The sequence below is a fragment of the Mycobacterium sp. NGS19 genome, assembly GCF_059813155.1.
Window position 1 is genome coordinate 117,722 of the sequence record NZ_JCALEB010000004.1, and the last position, 18,026, is coordinate 135,747.

Below are 18,026 nucleotides of genomic sequence, written 5' to 3' on the forward strand. Positions count from 1 at the left end.
TGGGATAAGGCATGCCCGGTGACACTGATGCTCTCGGAGTGGTACGGACCCTGCGACGCGCGCGGCTGATCGCGCCGCTGCGGCCGGACAAGTACGTCCGGATGGCCGCCGCAATGGCACGCGAGGGGATGACGCCGACCGTCGGGTTCGCGGCCGCAGCCCGCCGCTGCCCCGACCGGCCAGGCCTGGTCGACGAGATCGGGACCCTGACGTGGAGGCAACTCGACGAACGCTGCGACGCGTTCGCCGCGGCGCTTCAAGCGCTGCCCGCCGGCGTGCCGCAGCAGCTCGCCATCATGTGTCGCAACCATCGCGGCTTCGTGGAAGCGCTGGTGGGGGCGGCCCGGATCGGTGTCGACGTGCTGTTGCTCAACACCGCGTTCGCCGGTCCCGCACTGGCCGAGGTGGTCGAACGCGAGGGAGTGGACGCGATCGTCTACGACGAGGAGTTCACCGGCATCGTCGATACGGCGTTGGCGGACAAGTCCGACGCGGTGCGCATCCTCGGATGGACCGACGCGCCGGCAGACCTGACCGTCGAGAAGCTGATCGAGCGGCACGCCGGTCAGCGGCCCCGACGCACCGGCCGCAAAGGCAAGACCATCCTGTTGACCTCCGGAACCACGGGCACCCCGAAGGGCGCCAAGCCCGTGTCGGGCGGTGGCGCAGTCGAATTGACCGCGCTGCTGGACCGAGTGCCGTGGCGGGCGGAAGAGGCCACGGTGATCGTCGCCCCGATGTTTCACGCGTGGGGATATTCGCAGCTGTTGTTCTCGGCCTTGATGGCGTGCACGATCATCACGCGACGAAAGTTCGATCCCGAAGCGACCCTGGAACTCGTCGACCGCCACCGCGCCACCGGACTGGTGGTGGTTCCGGTGATGTTCGACCGCATCATGGATCTTCCCGACGCGGTGCGAAACCGCTACAGCGGCAAGTCGTTACGGTTCGCCACCGCCTCCGGTTCGCGGATGCGCCCGGATGTGGTGATCAGGTTCATGGACCAGTTCGGCGACGTCATCTACAACAACTACAACGCCACCGAGGCCGGAATGATCGCCACCGCCACCCCGCAAGATCTGCGGGCAGCGCCCGATACCGCCGGAAAGCCCGTGTACGGCACCGAGATTCGGATCCTCGACGAGAACTTCAAGGAAGTGCCGACCGGCGAAGTCGGGCAGATCTTCGTCCGCAGCGGCACCCTGTTCGAGGGCTACACATCCGGGGCGACCAAGGATTTCCACGACGGGTTCATGGCATCCGGCGACGTCGGATACCTCGACGAGGCGGGCCGGCTGTTCGTGGTGGGCCGAGACGACGAGATGATCGTCTCCGGCGGCGAAAACGTCTATCCGATCGAGGTGGAGAAGACGCTGACCGCTCATCCGGATGTCGCCGAGGCGGCAGTGATCGGGGTCGACGACGAACAGTACGGTCAGCGGTTGGCGGCGTTTGTGGTGCTGAACGACGGCGCCGCGGCCACGCCGGACACCCTCAAACAACACGTGCGTGACAACCTCGCGAATTACAAAGTGCCGCGCGAGATTTCGGTGTTGGACGAGCTGCCACGCAACAGCACCGGCAAGATCCTGCGCAGCGAGCTGCAGGCACTTGCCGGCGGACGGAAAAGCTAGCCGGCCGCGGTGGCCGGGGCCATCGCGGTGTCCACAATCGTCGGCTCCCCGGGAAACCCTGCAGCGCGCCGGATTTCGCCGAACGCGTGCACCATCGCATCGGTCGCCTCGTGCACGTCGTTGAAGGTCTGGTCGTCGGACAGCACCGCGACGTCCACCTGGTCCACATAACTCCACACCGTCATGTTGAACGCGCTGCCGGGAGACAGCACGCCCACCGAGTAGATCTCGCTGACGGGTGCACCGCCGATGTGTCCACGTTCGCGCGGGCCCGGGACGTTCGAGACCGCGACGTTCATCAGCTTGTTGTGCGGCGAGAGCATCTGCCTGCGAAACAGGGCCGGCGCCAGCGGCGGCGGCAGGTAGTCCATCATCCGGCTCTGCAGCGTCGGTCCGAGTAGCTCGTAGTCCTCTTTTGCGATCTTCGTGGCCAGCGATGTCAGCCGGATGCGTTCACGCGGATCGTCGATGTGCACGGGCAACGAGACAGGTAGGCCACCGATCTCGTTGCCGGTGATGCGATCCGGTGTCCGGTCGGTGCTGACCGGAACGGTTGCGATGATCGGCCGGTCGGCGCGACCGTCGTAGCGCAGCAACAGTTCTCGCAACGCGCCGGCTGCCGAGGCCAGGATGACGTCGTTGAACGTCACGCCAAGGGTTTTCGCGGCCTCCTTCACCTCCGCCAGCGACAGCGTCGCGGTGGCGAACGTCCGCACCGGCGACACCACATGGTTCAGGAACGTCGGTGGCGCGTTGAAGATCTTCGCTAGATCCGGATGGTGCGGGCGCTCCTTGCTGCGCCGGCGCAGCCGCACCGCGCCGCGCACCGCATCACGGATCAGTCCGGGAAGTTCGGCCATCTGATGGAAGTGGTCGAGCTGCGCCTCCCACATCAGTTCGGCTTTCGACGGCTGCGCGCAGCCGTCCGGCGCGTCGCGTTCGTTCTGCGACCCGTCGGTCAAATCCATCAGTCGCGCCAACAGATTCGCTGATGCGACGCCGTCGGCGAGCGCGTGGTGCACCTTGCCGATCAACGCGAATCGCTGTTCGGCCATCCCCTCGGCGAAGTGGAACTCCCACAGGGGCCTGCTGCGGTCCAGCGGGGTGCTGGCAATTTGTCCGATCAATCCGTCGAGCTCACGCCGTCCCCCCGGTGCCGGCACCTGCACCCGGCGCAGGTGGTAGTCGAGATCGACGTCGCAGTCCTCCATCCACATCGGATGGTGCAAGCGCCAAGGGATGTCGAGGAGCTTGTAGCGCAGGGGATCGAGCAGGTGGAGGCGGCGCTCGATAGTCCGGCGGAAGACCTCGAACGAGAACTCGCCGTCGAAGTCGGCGGCATTGACGATCGCGACCTTCAGCGTGTGCGTGTGCAAGTTGGGCGTCTCGCTGTACAGCAGCATGGCGTCCATGCCGTTGAGTCGCTTCATGGCCAACCTCGTCTCGATGGCGCCGCTCGTGTTGCCGGGTTCTATGGAAACACGTGGGTCGCTCGTCGAGGGAGCCTTTGAAAGTGCTGCCTTCTTGTCGGCGCCAAGCGGCCGTTGACCGCGCCCGAGGCGCCAACGTCAGCGGCCGACAGGGCTGCCGGCCGGCCTCGACAGCCGATCGCCGTAAATATGTTCTGCAGAAGTGAGAATGTGATTTTCGACGATCAGGTCAGGATTCGACGAATCCGTGGGCGCAGAAATCCCACACTTCGTCGGCGGTGATCGGGTGCGAGGGCCCTTCGTCGGTGTCGGCGCTCGACTGCGCGACGAACATCACGGTCTGCATGGTCATCGCGGCCATCCGCCGCGGGTTGATGTCGGGCCTGAGCCGTCCCGCTGCGGCGGCCGCTTCCATCAACTCGGTCAGCAACGCGTGCAGCGGGGCGTGCGCGATCTTGACCTCGGACGGGTGCGATACCAGCAACCGCGGCGCAAAATCGGTGAACAGCGGCCGCTTGGCGTTCGGATCGGGACGCGACGTCTCGAACAGCAGCTTGACGGCGACTTGCAGACGTTCGAGCGGGTCGGAATGCCCTTCGGTGGCGGCTCGGATCTGTTCGGCGGACCGGCTCAGGGCATCTTCGAACAGCGCGAGCAGAAGCTCATGCTTGCCGTCGAACTGCAGGTAGAAGCTGCGAAGCGATTGCCGCGACCGGTCGACCACCTCTTGGACGGTGAAGTCGGTGCTGCCCTTCTCGATGATGATTGCTTGCGCAGCGTCGAGAAACCGCTGGACACGTTGCGCGGCCCGCAGCTTGGCCGTTTTGATGGATCGCTCGACCGCACGCTGCTTCCAGGCCGGCTCTTCGCTCGGACTTGTCACTGGCCGCTCGAAACCGTGCACGCAGCTGAGAACATGGTTGAACTGTACCGGAGAACGGTGTGCAAAAGTGACGTCAGGCGCCCGGGCCGCGCACGTGTCAGAGATTGTAACTTTCTCATAACGAGAATAGTATTCTCTTTATCCCTCTCGAGGAAGCCTCTCACCGATTGAACGGGAGCCGCCATGTTGCCGCCGGGCTGGAGCCACAGCTGGCCACGAAGGCGCGACCTGCTGCACCGCCAGAGCTGGCCTGTTCGCCGGGTGTGGGTGGTGTGGTGCCGCCCTCGTGAAGGTGGGCCGTCGGACGGCGAATCAGAGGTCGACGAGCCGCGGCGCTGAGCCGAGCGAGCGCAGTCGAGCACCCGCCTCGCGGGTGAGTTCTTTGCTGCTACCCAGCAGACCGTCGAGAAGCAACGCGCGGCGAATGTGGCGGTGCAGCCCGTGCTCAGCGGTGAAACCGATACCGCCGAGCACCTGCTGGCAGTGCCGTGCCGCAGTGAGCGCTGCCTGCCCCGCCGCCGCCTTGGCCAGCAATGCGCTGAAAGAGTCGTCGGCTCCCTGCAGGGTCGCCTCGGCACCTTCGATGGCCACGAGTGTCTCGGCCAGCCGGTGCCGAATGGCCTGGAACGACGCCACCGGCCGGCCGAACTGTACACGGTCCAGCGCATGCTGACGGGCCAGTGACAGCATGGCCCGGCTGGTGCCCACCAGCCACCAGCCCACTGCGCGCCGGCCGGCGTCAAGCGGTACCGCGCTGGTTTGGTCGCAGCGCCGAATCGGCATCTCCTCGTCGAGTGCAGAACTGGGATGGTCGGCCCGCTCCCAGACCACCCATGCGCTGCCGGCATACGGCAGCGGCACGGTGTCACCGAGCGGCCGTCCGGCCTCGTTGCACACCACGTCGTTCAGCACGGGGGCATGCGCGCCGGTCTCGCCAAGTAACTTGAACACCAACGGAATCGCGGTTTCGGGCATCTGCTCGAGCATGTCGGGCCAGCCGAGCTCGGCCAGCGCCTTGTCGAGTTCGGGACCCGACGCGGCGAGCATGGTCTTGCGCAGCGCGTCGGCGAGCAGCTCGAGATCGTCTGCGGACACAGGCTCCACGGTCACTCCTTTCCGAGCCCGAGTAGCCGGCGCGCAATGATGTTGCGCTGGATCTCAGCGGTGCCGCCATAAATGGTCGCGGCGCGGGAGTAGAGATATTCTGTGCGCCAAGGGGTTTCGTCCAATTCGATGGTTCCGGGCAGCAGGTCGCGCGCGGTGTCGTAGAGCCGCTGCTCGGCGGTGGCCAACAGCACCTTGTCGATCGACGTCTCCGAGCCGAGGCGCACGCCACCGGCCAGCCGGTGCTGGGTCAACCGCGATCGGCACCGCAGTGTGTGCAGCCCCAGATATGCCGCACCGAGCTCACCGTCGTCCGGGTCTGCCGTCTGAGATTCCGCGACGAGCCGATCGAATCTCGCGTAGAGATAGGCGATCCGTTGCCAGAAGCACGTCGAGCGCTCATAAGGCAGCAGGTCCATCGCGAGTTGCCAACCGTCGCCGGGCTTTCCGAGCATCCGGTCGCCGGGAATCACGACGTCGTCGTAGTACACCTCGCAGAACTCGTCGACGCCGTGCATGGTGCGCAGCGGCCGAACGGTGATACCCGGGGTGTCCATGTCGACGAAGAACGCAGTTATCCCGTTGTGGCCAGGTCCCGTTCGGGTCAGCAGCACGCACCGGGCAGAGAACTGGGCGAAGCTCGTCCACACCTTCTGGCCATTGACCACCCAGTCCTCGCCGCGTGGTGTGGCGCGCGTGGACAGCGACGCGAGGTCGCTGCCCGATCCCGGCTCGGAGAATCCCTGACACCACTGCTCCTGACCGGATAGCAGCCGCGGCACCATCTCCGCGGCCAACTGCGCTGGCGCATAGTCGATCATCGTCGGCGCGAGCACCTCGACCATCGAGTACGGCCCCGGTTCGGCCAGACCGCGCCCGACCACCTCTTCACCGACGATTGCGCGCAGCATCGCCGGGCCGCCGAGGCCGCCGACCTCCACAGGCCAGCCGTACCGCATCCAGCCGGCGTCGTACAGCGCCCGGTGAACCCGGGCCAGCTGCTTGATGTGCCCTTCGAGCGAATGGTCCCGGCCGGGCGTCAGGTCGTTGTCGTCGAGCCAGGCCCGCAGCCCTGCCCGAAACTCCCCGACATCCACAGTCACGGAGCCGGTCGGCCGACCGCGTGGGGACGGCCCGAGTCGTGCGCACCATTTCGCCGGATGAACGTCATGGCCCGGGTGCGCAACCGCCAGCCGTCCGGGGTCCGGACGTACGTGTCGCGGTAGTACCCGATGCGCATGTCGTGGGTGGCGTGGTCGATGAAGCACAATGGCTGGGTGCCGGTGGCGGTGTCACCGTCGAGGTCGACCAGCGCGGTTCCCGTCAGAAACAATCCCTTTGGCGCGGCGTCGACCAAGACCGGAAAGCGTTCCAGCGCATAGGTTTCACCGAACGCGCTGTACGTGCCGTCGGGTGTGAACACCTCCAAGAGCCCGTCGATGTCCTGCTGGGTGATGGTGACCGCATACTTGGCCAGCAACTGCTGGATTGCGACGATGTCCTCGGTGGCTGTCGGCTCATTTGTTGACAAAGATCTTCCCGCCCTTCATCACGAAGTTGACGTTCTGTGTAACGGTGATGTCGGCCAACGGATCTCCGGGCACGGCGATCACGTCGGCAAGCTGTCCCTCGGTGAGCCGGCCGCGGTCGGTGACGTTGATCAGCTCGGCGGCGGTGACGGTGGCGGCCCGCAGCACGTCGGCCGGTGCCAATCCCCACTCCACCAGGGTGACGAGTTCATCGGCATTGCGGCCGTGGGGAATTGCGGGCGCGTCGGTACCGACCGCGATCTTGACACCGGCGTCGTAGATCGCCTTCATCGACGTGCGCGCTCTGGGGAACATCTCGGCGGCCTTGGCCTGAAGTTCGGGCGGCGCTTTGGACACGTCCATCGCCTTGGCCAGCCGCCTCGTCGTCACCAGAAAGGTGCCGTGTTCGACCATCAGCGAGATCGCCTCGTCGTCGACCAAGAAGCCGTGCTCGATACAGTCGATACCGGCCGCGACGGCGTGCTTGACCGCGTCTGCGCCATGCGTGTGCGCCGCCACCCGCAGTCCCCGGCGATGTGCCTCGTCGACGATCGCGCGCAACTCTTCGTCCGAATAGTGTTGAGCGCCAGGCTCACCCGTCAACGACATCACTCCACCGGAACAGCAGACCTTGATCAGCTGGGCGCCGTGCTTGATCTGGTAGCGCACCGCCTTGCGCACTTCGTCGACGCCGTTGGCGATGCCCTCCTCGATCGACAGCGACATCACGTGCGGCGCGAACGCGGCGAACATCGTCGGATCGAGATGTCCGCCGGTCGGGGTGATCGCGTGGCCCGCCGGCACGATGCGCGGGCCATCGATCCACCCGGCGTCGATCGCCTTGCCCAGCGCGACATCCAGCAGGTAGCCGCCGGTCTTGACGAACAGGCCGAGGTTGCGCACCGTGGTGAAGCCGGCCCGCAATGTGCGCCGGGCGTTGCCCACTGCGCGCAGCATCCGCGTCGGCGGATCGTCCTGAACCTGTGACAACCCAGGGTTTTCCCCACGGCCGCCCATCAGGAGGTTGACCTCCATGTCCATCAGGCCGGGCAGCAGGATCGACTCGCCGAGGTCGATGACGTCGCCACCGTCGGTGGCTGAGCCACCTCGTGCGACGATCCGGTCACCTTCGATCCGCAGCACGCCCGGCCGGACGATTTCGCCGGCGTCGACGTCGAGCAGCCCAGCCGCCTTGAGCGTGACCACGCTCAGATCACCGGCTCCTTGATGCAGTCGACGTAGGTGGCACCGCTGTCGGGCACCTTCGGTTGCTTCCAGGCTTCGATCGGGAACGAGACGGTGATCAGCGACTGCATCATGTGCATCAGCGTGCGCGCGTCCTCGGGAAGGTCGTCGAGAGGGAACTTGTCGCAATACGCGATCACGTCGTTCATCCGGGGGAACGCGGCGTCGTAGAAGGCCTGCATCTCCTCCATGGTGGACGACAGCCGTTTGGCGTAGCGCTCCGGTTCGGTGGCCAGGGCCCAATCCAAATACGGCTCCAGATCGGCGAATTCGGCGGGCAGCCTAGTTGCGAGAGCCATTGTGCGCCTCCTTGCGACCGTTGTTGCGGTACGAGTTGATGTAGTCAGCGGTCACCTTGTGCAGATTGCGGATCAGGATCTCCTGGTCGCACAGCAGGAATTTGTCGACCACCTTGGTGCCGATCATCGTCTGCGTCGCTTCCAGCGTGTTGGCGTCCTGAAGCGCGTATTCCTTGAACGTCACCGCCGCCAGCTCCTGAGCCAGCCGTTCCCGCGCATTCTTCGGCGGCACGAAATACAGGCTGCACTCAAAGATGTGCTTGTCGACGCTGGTCGGCCAATAGTGGTAGGTCAGATACCAGCCCGGCTGCCATATCAGCAGCATGAAGTTGGGGAAGAAGTGCCAGGAATCGATGCCCCACTGCGGCGCCCTGGTGGGGTTGACCCCCGGTGGAAGCTCGAGGTTCTTGATGACATCGGGCGGATCCCACGGCCCGAACAAACCGCTGCGCAAGACCCGGTCCATCGGCTTGACCATGTTCAGATCTGGCGGTGGCGCCTGGCCACCCCAGACCGAGATCATGCCGTGGGGGCCCTCGATGTCGTAGTGCAGCGCCTCGAAGCCGTGCTTCATGATCTTGGCGGCTTCCTCTGGGGTGTACTGCTTTTGGTGCAGCACCGGCGCGTGGTAGAACTCGACGAACGCGTCGATGAACAGCTTCCAGTTGCTGCCCACCTCGGCTCGGTAGGTGTAGACCTCGGTCATCTCACCGAATGGATAGCCTTCGATGCCCTTGGCCAGCGGACCCAGGTAGTCGCGCAACGGCTGCGCAGCGTCGTCGAAGTTGATGAAGATGAACCCTTCCCACACATCGCAGCGAATCGGCTTGAGCCCGTACTCGGATTTGTCGACGTTGAAGAACTCGTCTTCCTGCTGGATGAACGTCAGCTCTCCGTCGAGGCTGTAGCGCCACGCGTGGTACTTGCAGGTGAACTGCCGGCAGGTGCCTGCCGTCTCCTCGTGCGGATAGTCGTTCCAGACGAGCTTGTTGCCGCGGTGACGGCAGATGTTGTGGAACGCCTTGATCGAGCCGTCCTTGGTCTTGACCAGGATCACCGACATGCCGGGTCCGGCCGAAGGCAGCTCCTTGGTGAAGTAGCTGCCGGTGCGCGGCAGCCGCTCGACGCGGCCGACGTTGAGCCACGTCTTCTTGAAGATCGCTTCGCGTTCCTCTTCGAAGAACGCGGGGTCGACCGAGTCGGTGTAGTCGACGGGACCGGTGCCTAGGTCGGGATAGTGCTCCGTCCAGCTGCCTTCGGCGGGTTTGGTGAAATGTGGCACCGCTTCTACCTTCCTTCTTTGTTCTGCTCGGCTCTGGCGACGAAGTCTTTCTCCAACTCGACGCCGAAAGTGTTGAATGCCATGGCCAGCGCGGTGTAACAGCCGACCGTGAAGACGAAGTCCATCCGCTGCCGGTCGTCGAAGCGCTCACCGAGCGCCGACCATGTCGCGTCCGACAGCTCCGACTTGTCGAAGAGCTCGTCGACACCCTGCAGCACGATGCGGTCGAAGTCGTCGGCGGCGTCGCCGCGCTTGGCGGCTTGCACGTCGTCATCGGTCAGCCCTTCGCGCATGCCGAGATCGACGTGGTGCGCCCACTCGTAGACGCAACTGGTCCGATGCGCCACCCGCAGGATGGCCAGCTCCCGCATGCGGGGTGCAAGTGTGGACTGGGTCAGCAGGTAGACGTTGAACCGCAGGAAGGCCTTGGTGAGGTCGGGATGCCGTACCAGCGTGGCCAACGCCGTGCCGGCACCCTCGGCATTGCGCCGATCCTCGGGCAGCATGCCGGACAGGGCCGCACGCGTGGCGTCATCCCACTCGTCCGCCGGCAACGGGGACAGCCGCACCGCGCATCTCCTCTCCATCCGGCGACGGCTTTCGCGCGAAGAGCGCATCGCAAGGATGAGAATCAGGTTCTCCGTTTTCGCCTAACAGGTTTCCATGTTTTGCGTTGTTGGTCAATCCTGGAGACCCTCTGGAGTGCCAAGATGGAGGTTGTCGTGGGAGAAGTCAGCAGGTGAACGCGGCCGCACTCGGTTCCACACGTTGATTCTCGCAGATTGAGAAGCTAGTTTCCTTAGATAGAGAACACCGCTGACCGACGGGCCTACCAGCTACCGAAAGGACGGTCATGAACAAAGAGGACATGATCCTGATCAGCGTGGACGACCACATCGTCGAGCCGCCCGACATGTTCAAGAACCACTTGCCGAAGAAATACATCGACGACGCTCCGCGGCTGGTACACAACCCCGACGGGTCCGACACCTGGCAGTTCCGCGACACGGTGATCCCGAACGTGGCGCTGAACGCGGTGGCGGGGCGGCCGAAGGAGGAGTACGGGCTCGAGCCGCAAGGCCTCGACGAAATCCGGCCCGGCTGTTACAACGTCGACGAGCGGGTCAAGGACATGAACGCCGGCGGCATCCTGGCGTCGATCTGCTTCCCGTCGTTCCCCGGCTTCGCCGGGCGCTTGTTCGCCACCGAGGACCCGGAGTTCTCGCTGGCCCTGGTGCAGGCCTACAACGACTGGCATATCGAGGAGTGGTGTGGGGCGTACCCCGCCCGGTTCATTCCGATGGCGCTGCCCGTCATCTGGGACGCCGAGGCATGCGCCGAAGAGGTTCGGCGCGTCGCCAAGAAGGGCGTGCACGCGCTGACGTTCACCGAGAACCCGGCCGCGATGGGGTACCCGAGCTTCCACAACGAGTACTGGACGCCGCTGTGGAAAGCGTTGTGCGACACCAACACTGTGCTCAACGTGCACATCGGGTCGTCGGGCAGGCTGGCGATCACCGCGCCGGACGCGCCGATGGACGTGATGATCACGCTGCAGCCGATGAACATCGTGCAGGCTGCCGCAGATCTGTTGTGGAGCAAGCCGATCAAGGATTATCCGGACCTCAAGATCGCGTTGAGCGAGGGCGGCACCGGATGGATTCCCTACTTCTTGGAACGGGTGGACCGCACCTACGAAATGCATTCCACCTGGACGCACCAGAACTTCGGCGGAAAGCTGCCCAGTGAGGTGTTTCGCGAGCACTTCCTCACGTGCTTCATCAGCGATCCCGTCGGCGTACAGCTACGCAACTTCATCGGCGTGGACAACATCTGCTGGGAGGCGGACTACCCGCACAGCGACTCCATGTGGCCGGGTGCACCCGAGGAGCTGTGGGATGTGTTGAGCGCCAACAATGTTCCGGACGACGAGATCAACAAGATGACCCACGAGAACGCAATGCGCTGGTACTCGTTCGACCCGTTCTCCCACGTTCCGCGGGAGCAGGCGACGGTGGGCGCGCTGCGCAAGGCAGCCGAGGGCCACGACGTCTCGATCCGGGCATTGAGCCAACACAAGGAGCGGGCCGGTTCGTCGTTCTCCGACTTCGCCGCCAGCGCGAAATCGATCACCGGCAACACGGACTGAGTCGAGGGCGATGCGCCGCATGCGCCGGTGCGGAAGGAACACGGCCGCAACCGGCGCATGTGCGTGCGCGCCCTGCTGAGCGAGGATCGAAGGAGGCGGACGAGTGCCGGGCGGAATGAACTTCGAGTTGACGGAGGATCAGCAGCTGATCCGCAAGTCGGTCGCGGAGCTGGCGCGCCGCTTCGACGATCACTACTGGATGGAAAAGGACCAGGCACACGAATTCCCGTCGGAGTTCTACCAGGCGATCGCCGATGGCGGTTGGCTGGGCATGACGATCCCCGAGGAATACGGCGGACACGGATTCGGGATAACCGAAGCCACTCTGCTGGCAGAAGAAGTCGCGCGATCCGGTGGCGGCATGAACGCTGCCAGCTCCATTCACATGTCGATCTTCGGCATGCACCCGGTGGTGGTGCACGGCTCCGAGCAACTCAAGGCGCGCACGCTGCCGCGCGTCGCGACGGGGGAGCTGCACGTGTGCTTCGGCGTGACAGAGCCCGGTGCCGGCTTGGACACGTCCCGGATCACCACGTTCGCCCGCCGCAAAGGCGACCACTATGTGGTCAACGGCCGAAAAGTGTGGATTTCCAAGGCGTTGGAGTCACAGAAGGTCCTGCTTCTGACACGCACCCAGTCCTACGACGAGGTGCGCAAGAAGACCGACGGGATGACGCTGTTCCTCACTGACCTGGACCGCAGCCGCGTCGAAATCAGGCCGATCCGCAAGATGGGCCGCAACGCCGTATCCTCCAACGAACTGTTCATCGACGACCTGCATATCCCGGTCGAGGACCGAGTCGGTGAGGAAGGCAAGGGATTTCAGTACATTCTCGACGGGCTCAACCCGGAACGGATGCTGATTGCCGCCGAGGCACTCGGCCTGGGCCGGGTGGCGCTGGAGAAGGCGGTGAAGTACGGCAACGAGCGCCACGTGTTCGACCGGCCGATCGGGATGAACCAGGGCATCCAGTTCCCTCTTGCCGATTCGCTGGCCCGGCTCGACGCCGCCGAGCTGATGCTGCGTAAGGCCACTTGGCTCTATGACAACGGCAAGCCGTGCGGCCGCGAGGCCAACACCGCGAAATACCTGTGTGCGGACGCAGGTTTCACCGCCGCGGACCGGGCGCTGCAAACCCACGGCGGCATGGGGTATTCAGAGGAGTACCACGTGTCGAGATACTTCCGGGAAGCCCGGCTGATGAAGATTGCACCGGTGAGCCAGGAGATGATCTTGAACTTCCTCGGCTCGCATGTGCTCGGACTGCCCAGGAGCTACTGATCGTGACTTCCTACTTCGACCTCACCGGCCGCTCCGCGTTGGTCACAGGCGCCGCGGGGGGCATCGGCTCGGCGGTTGCCGCGGCGTTGGCCGACGCAGGCGCGGCGGTGCTGGTCACCGACGTCGACAAGGACGCCGCCGCCGCTGTGGCCGAACGCATTTCGGCTGCCGGTGGCCGCGCCGACTCGGCCGCGCTCGACGTGGCGGACCGCGACTCCGCCGATGCAGCGGCTGGGCAAGCCGCAGCGATGGCCGACGGTGCGCTGCACATCGTCGTCAACAACGCGGGCGTGACCCGGCCGGCGATGTTCCAGAAGACCACGCAGGAGTCGTTCCGCCTGTTGTTCGACATCCATGTGATGGGCGCGTTCAACGTCACCCAGGCCGCTCTGCCGTACATCCCTACCGACGGGACCGGGCGCATCGTCAACGTCACGTCAGCCGCCGGCATCACCGGCACGCTGGGTCAGGTCAACTATTCAGCAGCCAAGGCCGGAATCATCGGGTTCACGAAATCGCTTGCCCGCGAACTGGCAACCAAGAACATCTGCGTGAACGCGCTGGCGCCGCTTGCCGCGACCCCGATGACCGAGACCATCCGAACCAACGAGAAATTCGCGGCGAATATGATGAACCGCATTCCGATGAAGCGGTGGGCGGAGCCGGCCGAAGTCGCCGGCGCGTTCGTGTTCATGGCGTCCAACGCGGCCTCCTACATCACGGGTCAGGTGCTGCCGGTGGACGGTGGCATGGTGATGTGATGGCGGATCGCTCGGCTCTTCGCGCAAGCGGCTCGTCGACCCCTTCCGACGCGCCGCTGGCCGGCATCACCGTCGTCACGCTCGAGCAAGCCGTCTCCGCGCCGATGTGCACCCGCACGCTGGCCGACTTCGGCGCGCGGGTGATCAAGGTGGAAAACCCCAAGGGGGGAGACTTCGCACGCCACTACGACGACGTGGTCAATGGTTTGGCGGCGCATTTCGTCTGGGTGAACCGCGGCAAGGAGTCGGTCACGCTGGACCTCAAATCCCAAGCGGGACTTGATGTATTGCATCGGCTGTTGGATCGCGCCGACGTGCTGGTGTCCAACCTTGCTCCGGGTGCCACGGCACGGCTCGGCATCGCGGCCGAGGAGATGGCGCAGCGGCACCCCGACGTCATTCCGGTGGAGATCGACGGCTATGGACCCGGCGGCCCGATCTCCCACAAGCGTGCGTACGACCTACTGATCCAGGCCGAGTCCGGAGTGTGCGCCGTCACGGGCAGGCCGGGTCAGCCGGCCAAGCCGGGACCGCCGGTTGCCGACGTGGTGTCCGGGTTGTACGCCGCATTGTCGATCCTGGCGCTGTTGTGCCGCGGTCAGCGCGCCGGTGACGCGGTTCGTGTAAGCCTGTTCGACGCGGCGGCAGAGCTCATGGGCTATCACCTGACCTACACGAGGCATTCGGGCATCGACCAGCAGCCATTGGGCATGAGCTCGCCGGCAGTGGCGCCCTATGGCGCGTACCGCACTGCCGATGGACAGACCGTGATCCTGGGCACCACCAACGACGCCGAATGGCAGCGGCTCGCACGAGAGATACTGCGGCGCAACGATTTGGCCGACGACGAGCGGTTCCGCACCAACGCCGGCCGGGTCGCGCACCGCGGGCTGCTCGACGACGCGATCGAAAGCTGGTGCGCCCGGCACGATCTGGAGCATGTCCAGAAGACAGCGGACGCCGCCGGAATCGGCAATGCGCGCTACAACGTTCCCAGCGAAGTGCTGGTGCACCCGCAGCTGGCCGCACGGGATCGCTGGCGGCGCATCGACACGTCGAACGGACCCATACCGGCGCTCCTGCCGCCGCCCGTCATCGCGGATTACGACCCGCCCATGGGCGCTGTCCCGGGACTCGGCGAGCACACCGATGCGGTGCTCTCAGAGCTCGGTTTCACCGATGCCGAGATCGCCCGGTTGCGCGATCAAGGCGCAATCGGGCCCGCCTACGCCTGATGTCGATGTCTGACGTACCTGTCCTGCTGACCAGCGACCGCGACGGCGTGCGCACGCTCACGCTCAACCGCCCGCAGAAGAAGAACGCGATCAACCGGGAGTTGTGGCTGGCTCTTGCCGACGCGCTGCGGGCGGCCGGGAGCGACCGCAACGTTCGGGTAGTGGTCATCACCGGAGCCGGCGGCGCATTCTGTTCCGGCGCAGACCTTTCCGCGGCCGACCCCACCCATCCCGCCTACAAGATGCGCAACCTCACCGACGTGGCGCTGCTGCTGCACGAATTGCCGGTACCTACGATCGCAAAGGTGACCGGGGTGGCCGTCGGCGCGGGATGGAACCTCGCGCTGGGCTGCGACCTCGTTGCCGCCACACCGGAATCCACGTTTTCGCAGATCTTCGCCAAGCGCGGCTTGTCCGTCGACCTCGGCGGCTCCTGGCTGCTACCCAAGCTGATCGGCCTTCAGCAGGCCAAACGCCTTGCGCTGCTGGCGGAAACGATCGACGCCGAAGAGGCCCAGGTGCTCAACCTCGTCACCTGGGTGGTCTCGGCGGAAGAGATCGACGCGTTCGTCGACCACGTCACTGCGCGGCTGGTGGCGGGACCGCCGGTGGCGCTCGCACAGACCAAGGCACTGCTGAACGAGGGTGCCGACTGCACCCTTCTGGAAGCGCTGAAGGGTGAAGCACGCGCGCAGGCAGTCAATTTCGCCACGGCAGACGCGCCGGAGGCCTATGCCGCGTTCGCCCAGAAGCGGACGCCGTCTTTCACCGGTCGCTGGATTCCGGCGAGAAAGGAGCAGAGCGATGCGTGAAGCCGTCATCGTAGAAGCGGTGCGCACCCCGGTAGGCAAGCGCAACGGCGGGCTGTCCACCATGCATGCCGCGGACCTGTCAGCGGTCGTGCTGGGCGCGCTCGTCGAGCGCACCGGCATCGATCCCGCGATCGTCGACGACGTCGTGTGGGGCTGTGTGTCGCAGGTCGGCGACCAGTCGAGCAACATCGGCCGGTACTCCGTGCTTGCGGCCGGCTGGCCGGAGACCATCCCGGGCACCACGGTCAACCGGGCGTGCGGGTCGAGCCAGCAGGCGCTGGATTTCGCCGTGCAGGCCGTGATGTCAGGTCAGCAGGACGTCGTCGTCGCCGGCGGCGTGGAAGTGATGAGCCGGGTGCCGCTGGGTGCCGCGCGCGCCACCGGCATGCCGTACGGCCCCAAAGTGCTCGAGCGGTATCACGATTTCTCGTTCAATCAAGGGCTGTCGGCGGAGATGATCGCGCAGAAGTGGGGTTTTTCACGCACGCAGCTCGACGAGTATTCCGCCCGGTCGCACGAATTGGCCGCCGCCGCCCAGGACAACGGCGCGTTCGACACCCAGATCGTTCCGGTGTTCCCTGACGTCGCGAGCGTCGTGGCGGCCGACGAGGGCGTGCGGCGCGGCACCACCGTGGAGAAGCTCGCCGGACTCAAGCCGGCGTTCGTCGACGATGGAGTCATTCACGCGGGCAACTCTTCTCAGATCTCCGACGGTGCCGCGGCGCTGTTGGTGACGACGACCGAGAAGGCGTTTGAGCTCGACCTGACCCCGATCGTGCGTTACCGCGCCGGGGCGGTCACCGGAGCAGATCCGGTGCTGATGCTGACCGGTCCCATTCCGGCGACCGAGAAGGTGCTGCACAAGGCCGGTGTCGACCTGTCCGAGGTCGGGGTGTTCGAGGTCAACGAGGCGTTCGCGCCGGTGCCGCTGGCGTGGCTGGCCGAGACCGGCGCCGACCTCGAGCGGCTCAACCCGCTCGGCGGTGCAATCGCGCTGGGTCATCCGCTCGGTGCGTCGGGCGCGGTGCTGATGACCCGCATGGTTAATCACATGCGCGACAAGGGGATTCGCTACGGGCTGCAGACAATGTGTGAGGGTGGCGGCACAGCCAACGCGACGCTCGTCGAACTGGTGGTGTGATGCGCCGCGACCTGTTCACCGCCGACCATGAGTCGTTCCGCCAACTTGCGCGCGACTTCATCGAAAAAGAGGTGGTGCCGCACTACCCGTCGTGGGAGAAGGCCGGCCGGATGCCGCGCGACGTGTTCAAGCAGATGGGCGAGCTCGGCATGCTCGGGATGGCCATACCCGAGGAATACGGCGGAGCGGGGATCGACGACTACCGCTACAACGTGGTGCTGCAAGAGGAGGCGGCCCGCGCGCTGGTGACGCTGTCAACCGTGCGCACCCAACTCGAGGTGATCCTGCCGTATTTTCTGCACTACGCCAACGCAGAGCAGCGGCAGCGCTGGTTTCCCGGGCTGGCCGCCGGCACGCTGCTTACCGCGATCGCGATGACCGAGCCGGGCACCGGGTCCGATCTGGCAGGCGTGCGCACCACCGCCATGCGTGATGGCGACTGCTACGTCGTCAACGGCGCGAAGACGTTCATCACCGGCGGCATCCAGGCCGACCTCGTGATCGTCGTCGCCCGCACGTCGACCGACCCCGAGAACCGCCGCCGAGGACTGACGCTGCTCGTCGTCGAGGACGGCATGCCGGGCTTCGAGCGGGGCCGCGAACTGGAGAAGATGGGCTGCAAGGTGCAAGACACCGCGGAGCTGTCGTTCACCGACGTGCGGGTCCCTCTCGCCAACCGGCTAGGCGAAGAGGACGAGGCGTTCAGCTACCTCGGCCACAACCTGCCGCAGGAGCGGCTGACCGTCGCGGTGGGTTCGGTAGCGCAGGCCCGCTCGGCGCTGACCGCGACCATCGACTACGTCAAGAACCGCAAGGCATTCGGCACACCGGTCGCGTCGTTCCAGAACACCAAGTTCGAATTGGCGGCGGTGTCTGCCGAGATCGAAGCAGCCCAGGCAATGCTGGACCGCGCTGTGCGCGACCACGTCGACGGCGTGCTGTCCGGCGCCGACGCGGCGCGGGTGAAGCTGTTCTGCACCGAGATGCAAGCCCGGGTCGTGGACCGCTGCCTGCAACTCTTCGGCGGATACGGCTACATGATGGAGTATCCGATCGCCAGGCTCTACACCGACGCGCGAGTCGCGCGGATCTATGCGGGCACCAGCGAGGTGATGAAGGTGATCATCGCCAAGTCGCTGGGCTTGTGAGTCGGTCCGCCCACCGCTGACACGCCCAGAGGTGACGCGTGTCAAGAAATTTCCTCAATGCGACTCTTGTCACAGCGGCGAAACCTACCTAC

Annotated in this window: 17 protein-coding genes; 8 read left to right on the forward strand and 9 right to left on the reverse strand. The window is 65.4% G+C overall.

Annotation, left to right across the window (positions count from 1 at the left end):
* Positions 1–11: 11 nt before the first annotated feature.
* Entirely contained in the window at positions 12–1,634 is a 1,623-nt protein-coding gene (gene fadD12, locus AC5Y4N_RS13715; protein ID WP_499909081.1) for an acyl-CoA ligase FadD12, read from the forward strand.
* Here the strand turns inward: fadD12 and AC5Y4N_RS13720 are convergent.
* The 9 genes from AC5Y4N_RS13720 to AC5Y4N_RS13760 all read right to left on the reverse strand — a co-directional run bounded on the left by AC5Y4N_RS13720 (position 1,631) and on the right by AC5Y4N_RS13760 (position 9,975).
* Positions 1,631–3,064: a WS/DGAT/MGAT family O-acyltransferase gene (locus tag AC5Y4N_RS13720; protein ID WP_499909079.1), complete on the reverse strand. Its 1,434-nt coding sequence runs from the start codon at positions 3,062–3,064 to the stop codon at positions 1,631–1,633. The genes fadD12 and AC5Y4N_RS13720 overlap by 4 nt on opposite strands.
* A 229-nt stretch (positions 3,065–3,293) precedes the next feature.
* A complete protein-coding gene (locus tag AC5Y4N_RS13725; protein WP_499909077.1) occupies positions 3,294–3,947 on the reverse strand; it encodes a TetR/AcrR family transcriptional regulator in 654 nt (217 codons plus the stop codon).
* A gap of 312 nt (positions 3,948–4,259) precedes the next feature.
* Positions 4,260–4,994: an acyl-CoA dehydrogenase family protein gene (locus AC5Y4N_RS13730; RefSeq protein ID WP_499909332.1), complete on the reverse strand. Its 735-nt coding sequence runs from the start codon at positions 4,992–4,994 to the stop codon at positions 4,260–4,262.
* A gap of 59 nt (positions 4,995–5,053) precedes the next feature.
* Positions 5,054–6,148: an acyl-CoA dehydrogenase family protein gene (locus AC5Y4N_RS13735; protein WP_499909330.1), complete on the reverse strand. Its 1,095-nt coding sequence runs from the start codon at positions 6,146–6,148 to the stop codon at positions 5,054–5,056.
* A gap of 2 nt (positions 6,149–6,150) precedes the next feature.
* Positions 6,151–6,582, reverse strand: coding sequence for a nuclear transport factor 2 family protein (locus AC5Y4N_RS13740; RefSeq protein WP_499909075.1), 432 nt, complete (start codon positions 6,580–6,582; stop codon positions 6,151–6,153).
* Entirely contained in the window at positions 6,569–7,786 is a 1,218-nt protein-coding gene (locus AC5Y4N_RS13745) for a metal-dependent hydrolase family protein (RefSeq protein WP_499909073.1), read from the reverse strand. Before AC5Y4N_RS13745 ends, AC5Y4N_RS13740 begins: the two co-directional genes overlap by 14 nt.
* A 2-nt stretch (positions 7,787–7,788) precedes the next feature.
* Positions 7,789–8,124 (reverse strand): hypothetical protein, encoded by a 336-nt coding sequence (locus AC5Y4N_RS13750; RefSeq protein ID WP_499909071.1) that lies wholly within the window; start codon positions 8,122–8,124, stop codon positions 7,789–7,791.
* Positions 8,108–9,406 (reverse strand): aromatic ring-hydroxylating oxygenase subunit alpha, encoded by a 1,299-nt coding sequence (locus AC5Y4N_RS13755; protein WP_499909069.1) that lies wholly within the window; start codon positions 9,404–9,406, stop codon positions 8,108–8,110. The genes AC5Y4N_RS13750 and AC5Y4N_RS13755 overlap by 17 nt, the downstream gene beginning before the upstream one ends.
* 5 nt (positions 9,407–9,411) lie before the next feature.
* The gene (locus AC5Y4N_RS13760) at positions 9,412–9,975 is read right to left on the reverse strand and encodes a carboxymuconolactone decarboxylase family protein (RefSeq protein ID WP_499909067.1); all 564 of its coding nucleotides are present in this window, start codon (positions 9,973–9,975) and stop codon (positions 9,412–9,414) included.
* A gap of 284 nt (positions 9,976–10,259) precedes the next feature.
* Between AC5Y4N_RS13760 and AC5Y4N_RS13765 the strand changes: the two genes are divergently transcribed.
* The 7 genes from AC5Y4N_RS13765 (at position 10,260) to AC5Y4N_RS13795 (ending at position 17,934) form a co-directional block, all read left to right on the forward strand.
* Positions 10,260–11,555 (forward strand): amidohydrolase family protein, encoded by a 1,296-nt coding sequence (locus tag AC5Y4N_RS13765; protein ID WP_499909065.1) that lies wholly within the window; start codon positions 10,260–10,262, stop codon positions 11,553–11,555.
* 115 nt (positions 11,556–11,670) lie between these two features.
* On the forward strand, positions 11,671–12,837 hold the full coding sequence (locus AC5Y4N_RS13770) for an acyl-CoA dehydrogenase family protein (protein ID WP_499909328.1): 1,167 nt from the start codon (positions 11,671–11,673) through the stop codon (positions 12,835–12,837).
* A 2-nt stretch (positions 12,838–12,839) separates the two neighbouring features.
* Positions 12,840–13,598, forward strand: a complete 759-nt coding sequence (locus AC5Y4N_RS13775) for an SDR family NAD(P)-dependent oxidoreductase (protein ID WP_499909063.1) — start codon at positions 12,840–12,842, stop codon at positions 13,596–13,598.
* A complete protein-coding gene (locus AC5Y4N_RS13780) occupies positions 13,598–14,833 on the forward strand; it encodes a CaiB/BaiF CoA transferase family protein (protein WP_499909061.1) in 1,236 nt (411 codons plus the stop codon). Before AC5Y4N_RS13775 ends, AC5Y4N_RS13780 begins: the two co-directional genes overlap by 1 nt.
* The gene (locus AC5Y4N_RS13785) at positions 14,833–15,645 is read left to right on the forward strand and encodes an enoyl-CoA hydratase/isomerase family protein (RefSeq protein WP_499909059.1); all 813 of its coding nucleotides are present in this window, start codon (positions 14,833–14,835) and stop codon (positions 15,643–15,645) included. The genes AC5Y4N_RS13780 and AC5Y4N_RS13785 overlap by 1 nt, the downstream gene beginning before the upstream one ends.
* Positions 15,638–16,786, forward strand: coding sequence for a thiolase family protein (locus tag AC5Y4N_RS13790; protein ID WP_499909057.1), 1,149 nt, complete (start codon positions 15,638–15,640; stop codon positions 16,784–16,786). Before AC5Y4N_RS13785 ends, AC5Y4N_RS13790 begins: the two co-directional genes overlap by 8 nt.
* Complete coding sequence (locus AC5Y4N_RS13795) at positions 16,786–17,934, forward strand: acyl-CoA dehydrogenase family protein (RefSeq protein ID WP_499909055.1); 1,149 nt, start codon at positions 16,786–16,788, stop codon at positions 17,932–17,934. Before AC5Y4N_RS13790 ends, AC5Y4N_RS13795 begins: the two co-directional genes overlap by 1 nt.
* The last annotated feature ends 92 nt before the right edge of the window (positions 17,935–18,026 follow it).

Bases quoted from the DNA above. Each gene is read 5' to 3' on its own strand.
- AC5Y4N_RS13770 (WP_499909328.1), top strand. From the start codon at position 11,671: ATGAACTTCGAGTTGACGGAGGATCAGCAGCTGATCCGCAAGTCGGTC.
- AC5Y4N_RS13720 (WP_499909079.1), bottom strand. From the start codon at position 3,064: ATGAAGCGACTCAACGGCATGGACGCCATGCTGCTGTACAGCGAGACG.
- AC5Y4N_RS13785 (WP_499909059.1), top strand. From the start codon at position 14,833: ATGTCGATGTCTGACGTACCTGTCCTGCTGACCAGCGACCGCGACGGC.
- fadD12 (WP_499909081.1), top strand. From the start codon at position 12: ATGCCCGGTGACACTGATGCTCTCGGAGTGGTACGGACCCTGCGACGC.
- AC5Y4N_RS13790 (WP_499909057.1), top strand. From the start codon at position 15,638: ATGCGTGAAGCCGTCATCGTAGAAGCGGTGCGCACCCCGGTAGGCAAG.
- AC5Y4N_RS13750 (WP_499909071.1), bottom strand. From the start codon at position 8,124: ATGGCTCTCGCAACTAGGCTGCCCGCCGAATTCGCCGATCTGGAGCCG.
- AC5Y4N_RS13765 (WP_499909065.1), top strand. From the start codon at position 10,260: ATGAACAAAGAGGACATGATCCTGATCAGCGTGGACGACCACATCGTC.
- AC5Y4N_RS13730 (WP_499909332.1), bottom strand. From the start codon at position 4,994: ATGCTCGCCGCGTCGGGTCCCGAACTCGACAAGGCGCTGGCCGAGCTC.
- AC5Y4N_RS13795 (WP_499909055.1), top strand. From the start codon at position 16,786: ATGCGCCGCGACCTGTTCACCGCCGACCATGAGTCGTTCCGCCAACTT.
- AC5Y4N_RS13780 (WP_499909061.1), top strand. From the start codon at position 13,598: ATGGCGGATCGCTCGGCTCTTCGCGCAAGCGGCTCGTCGACCCCTTCC.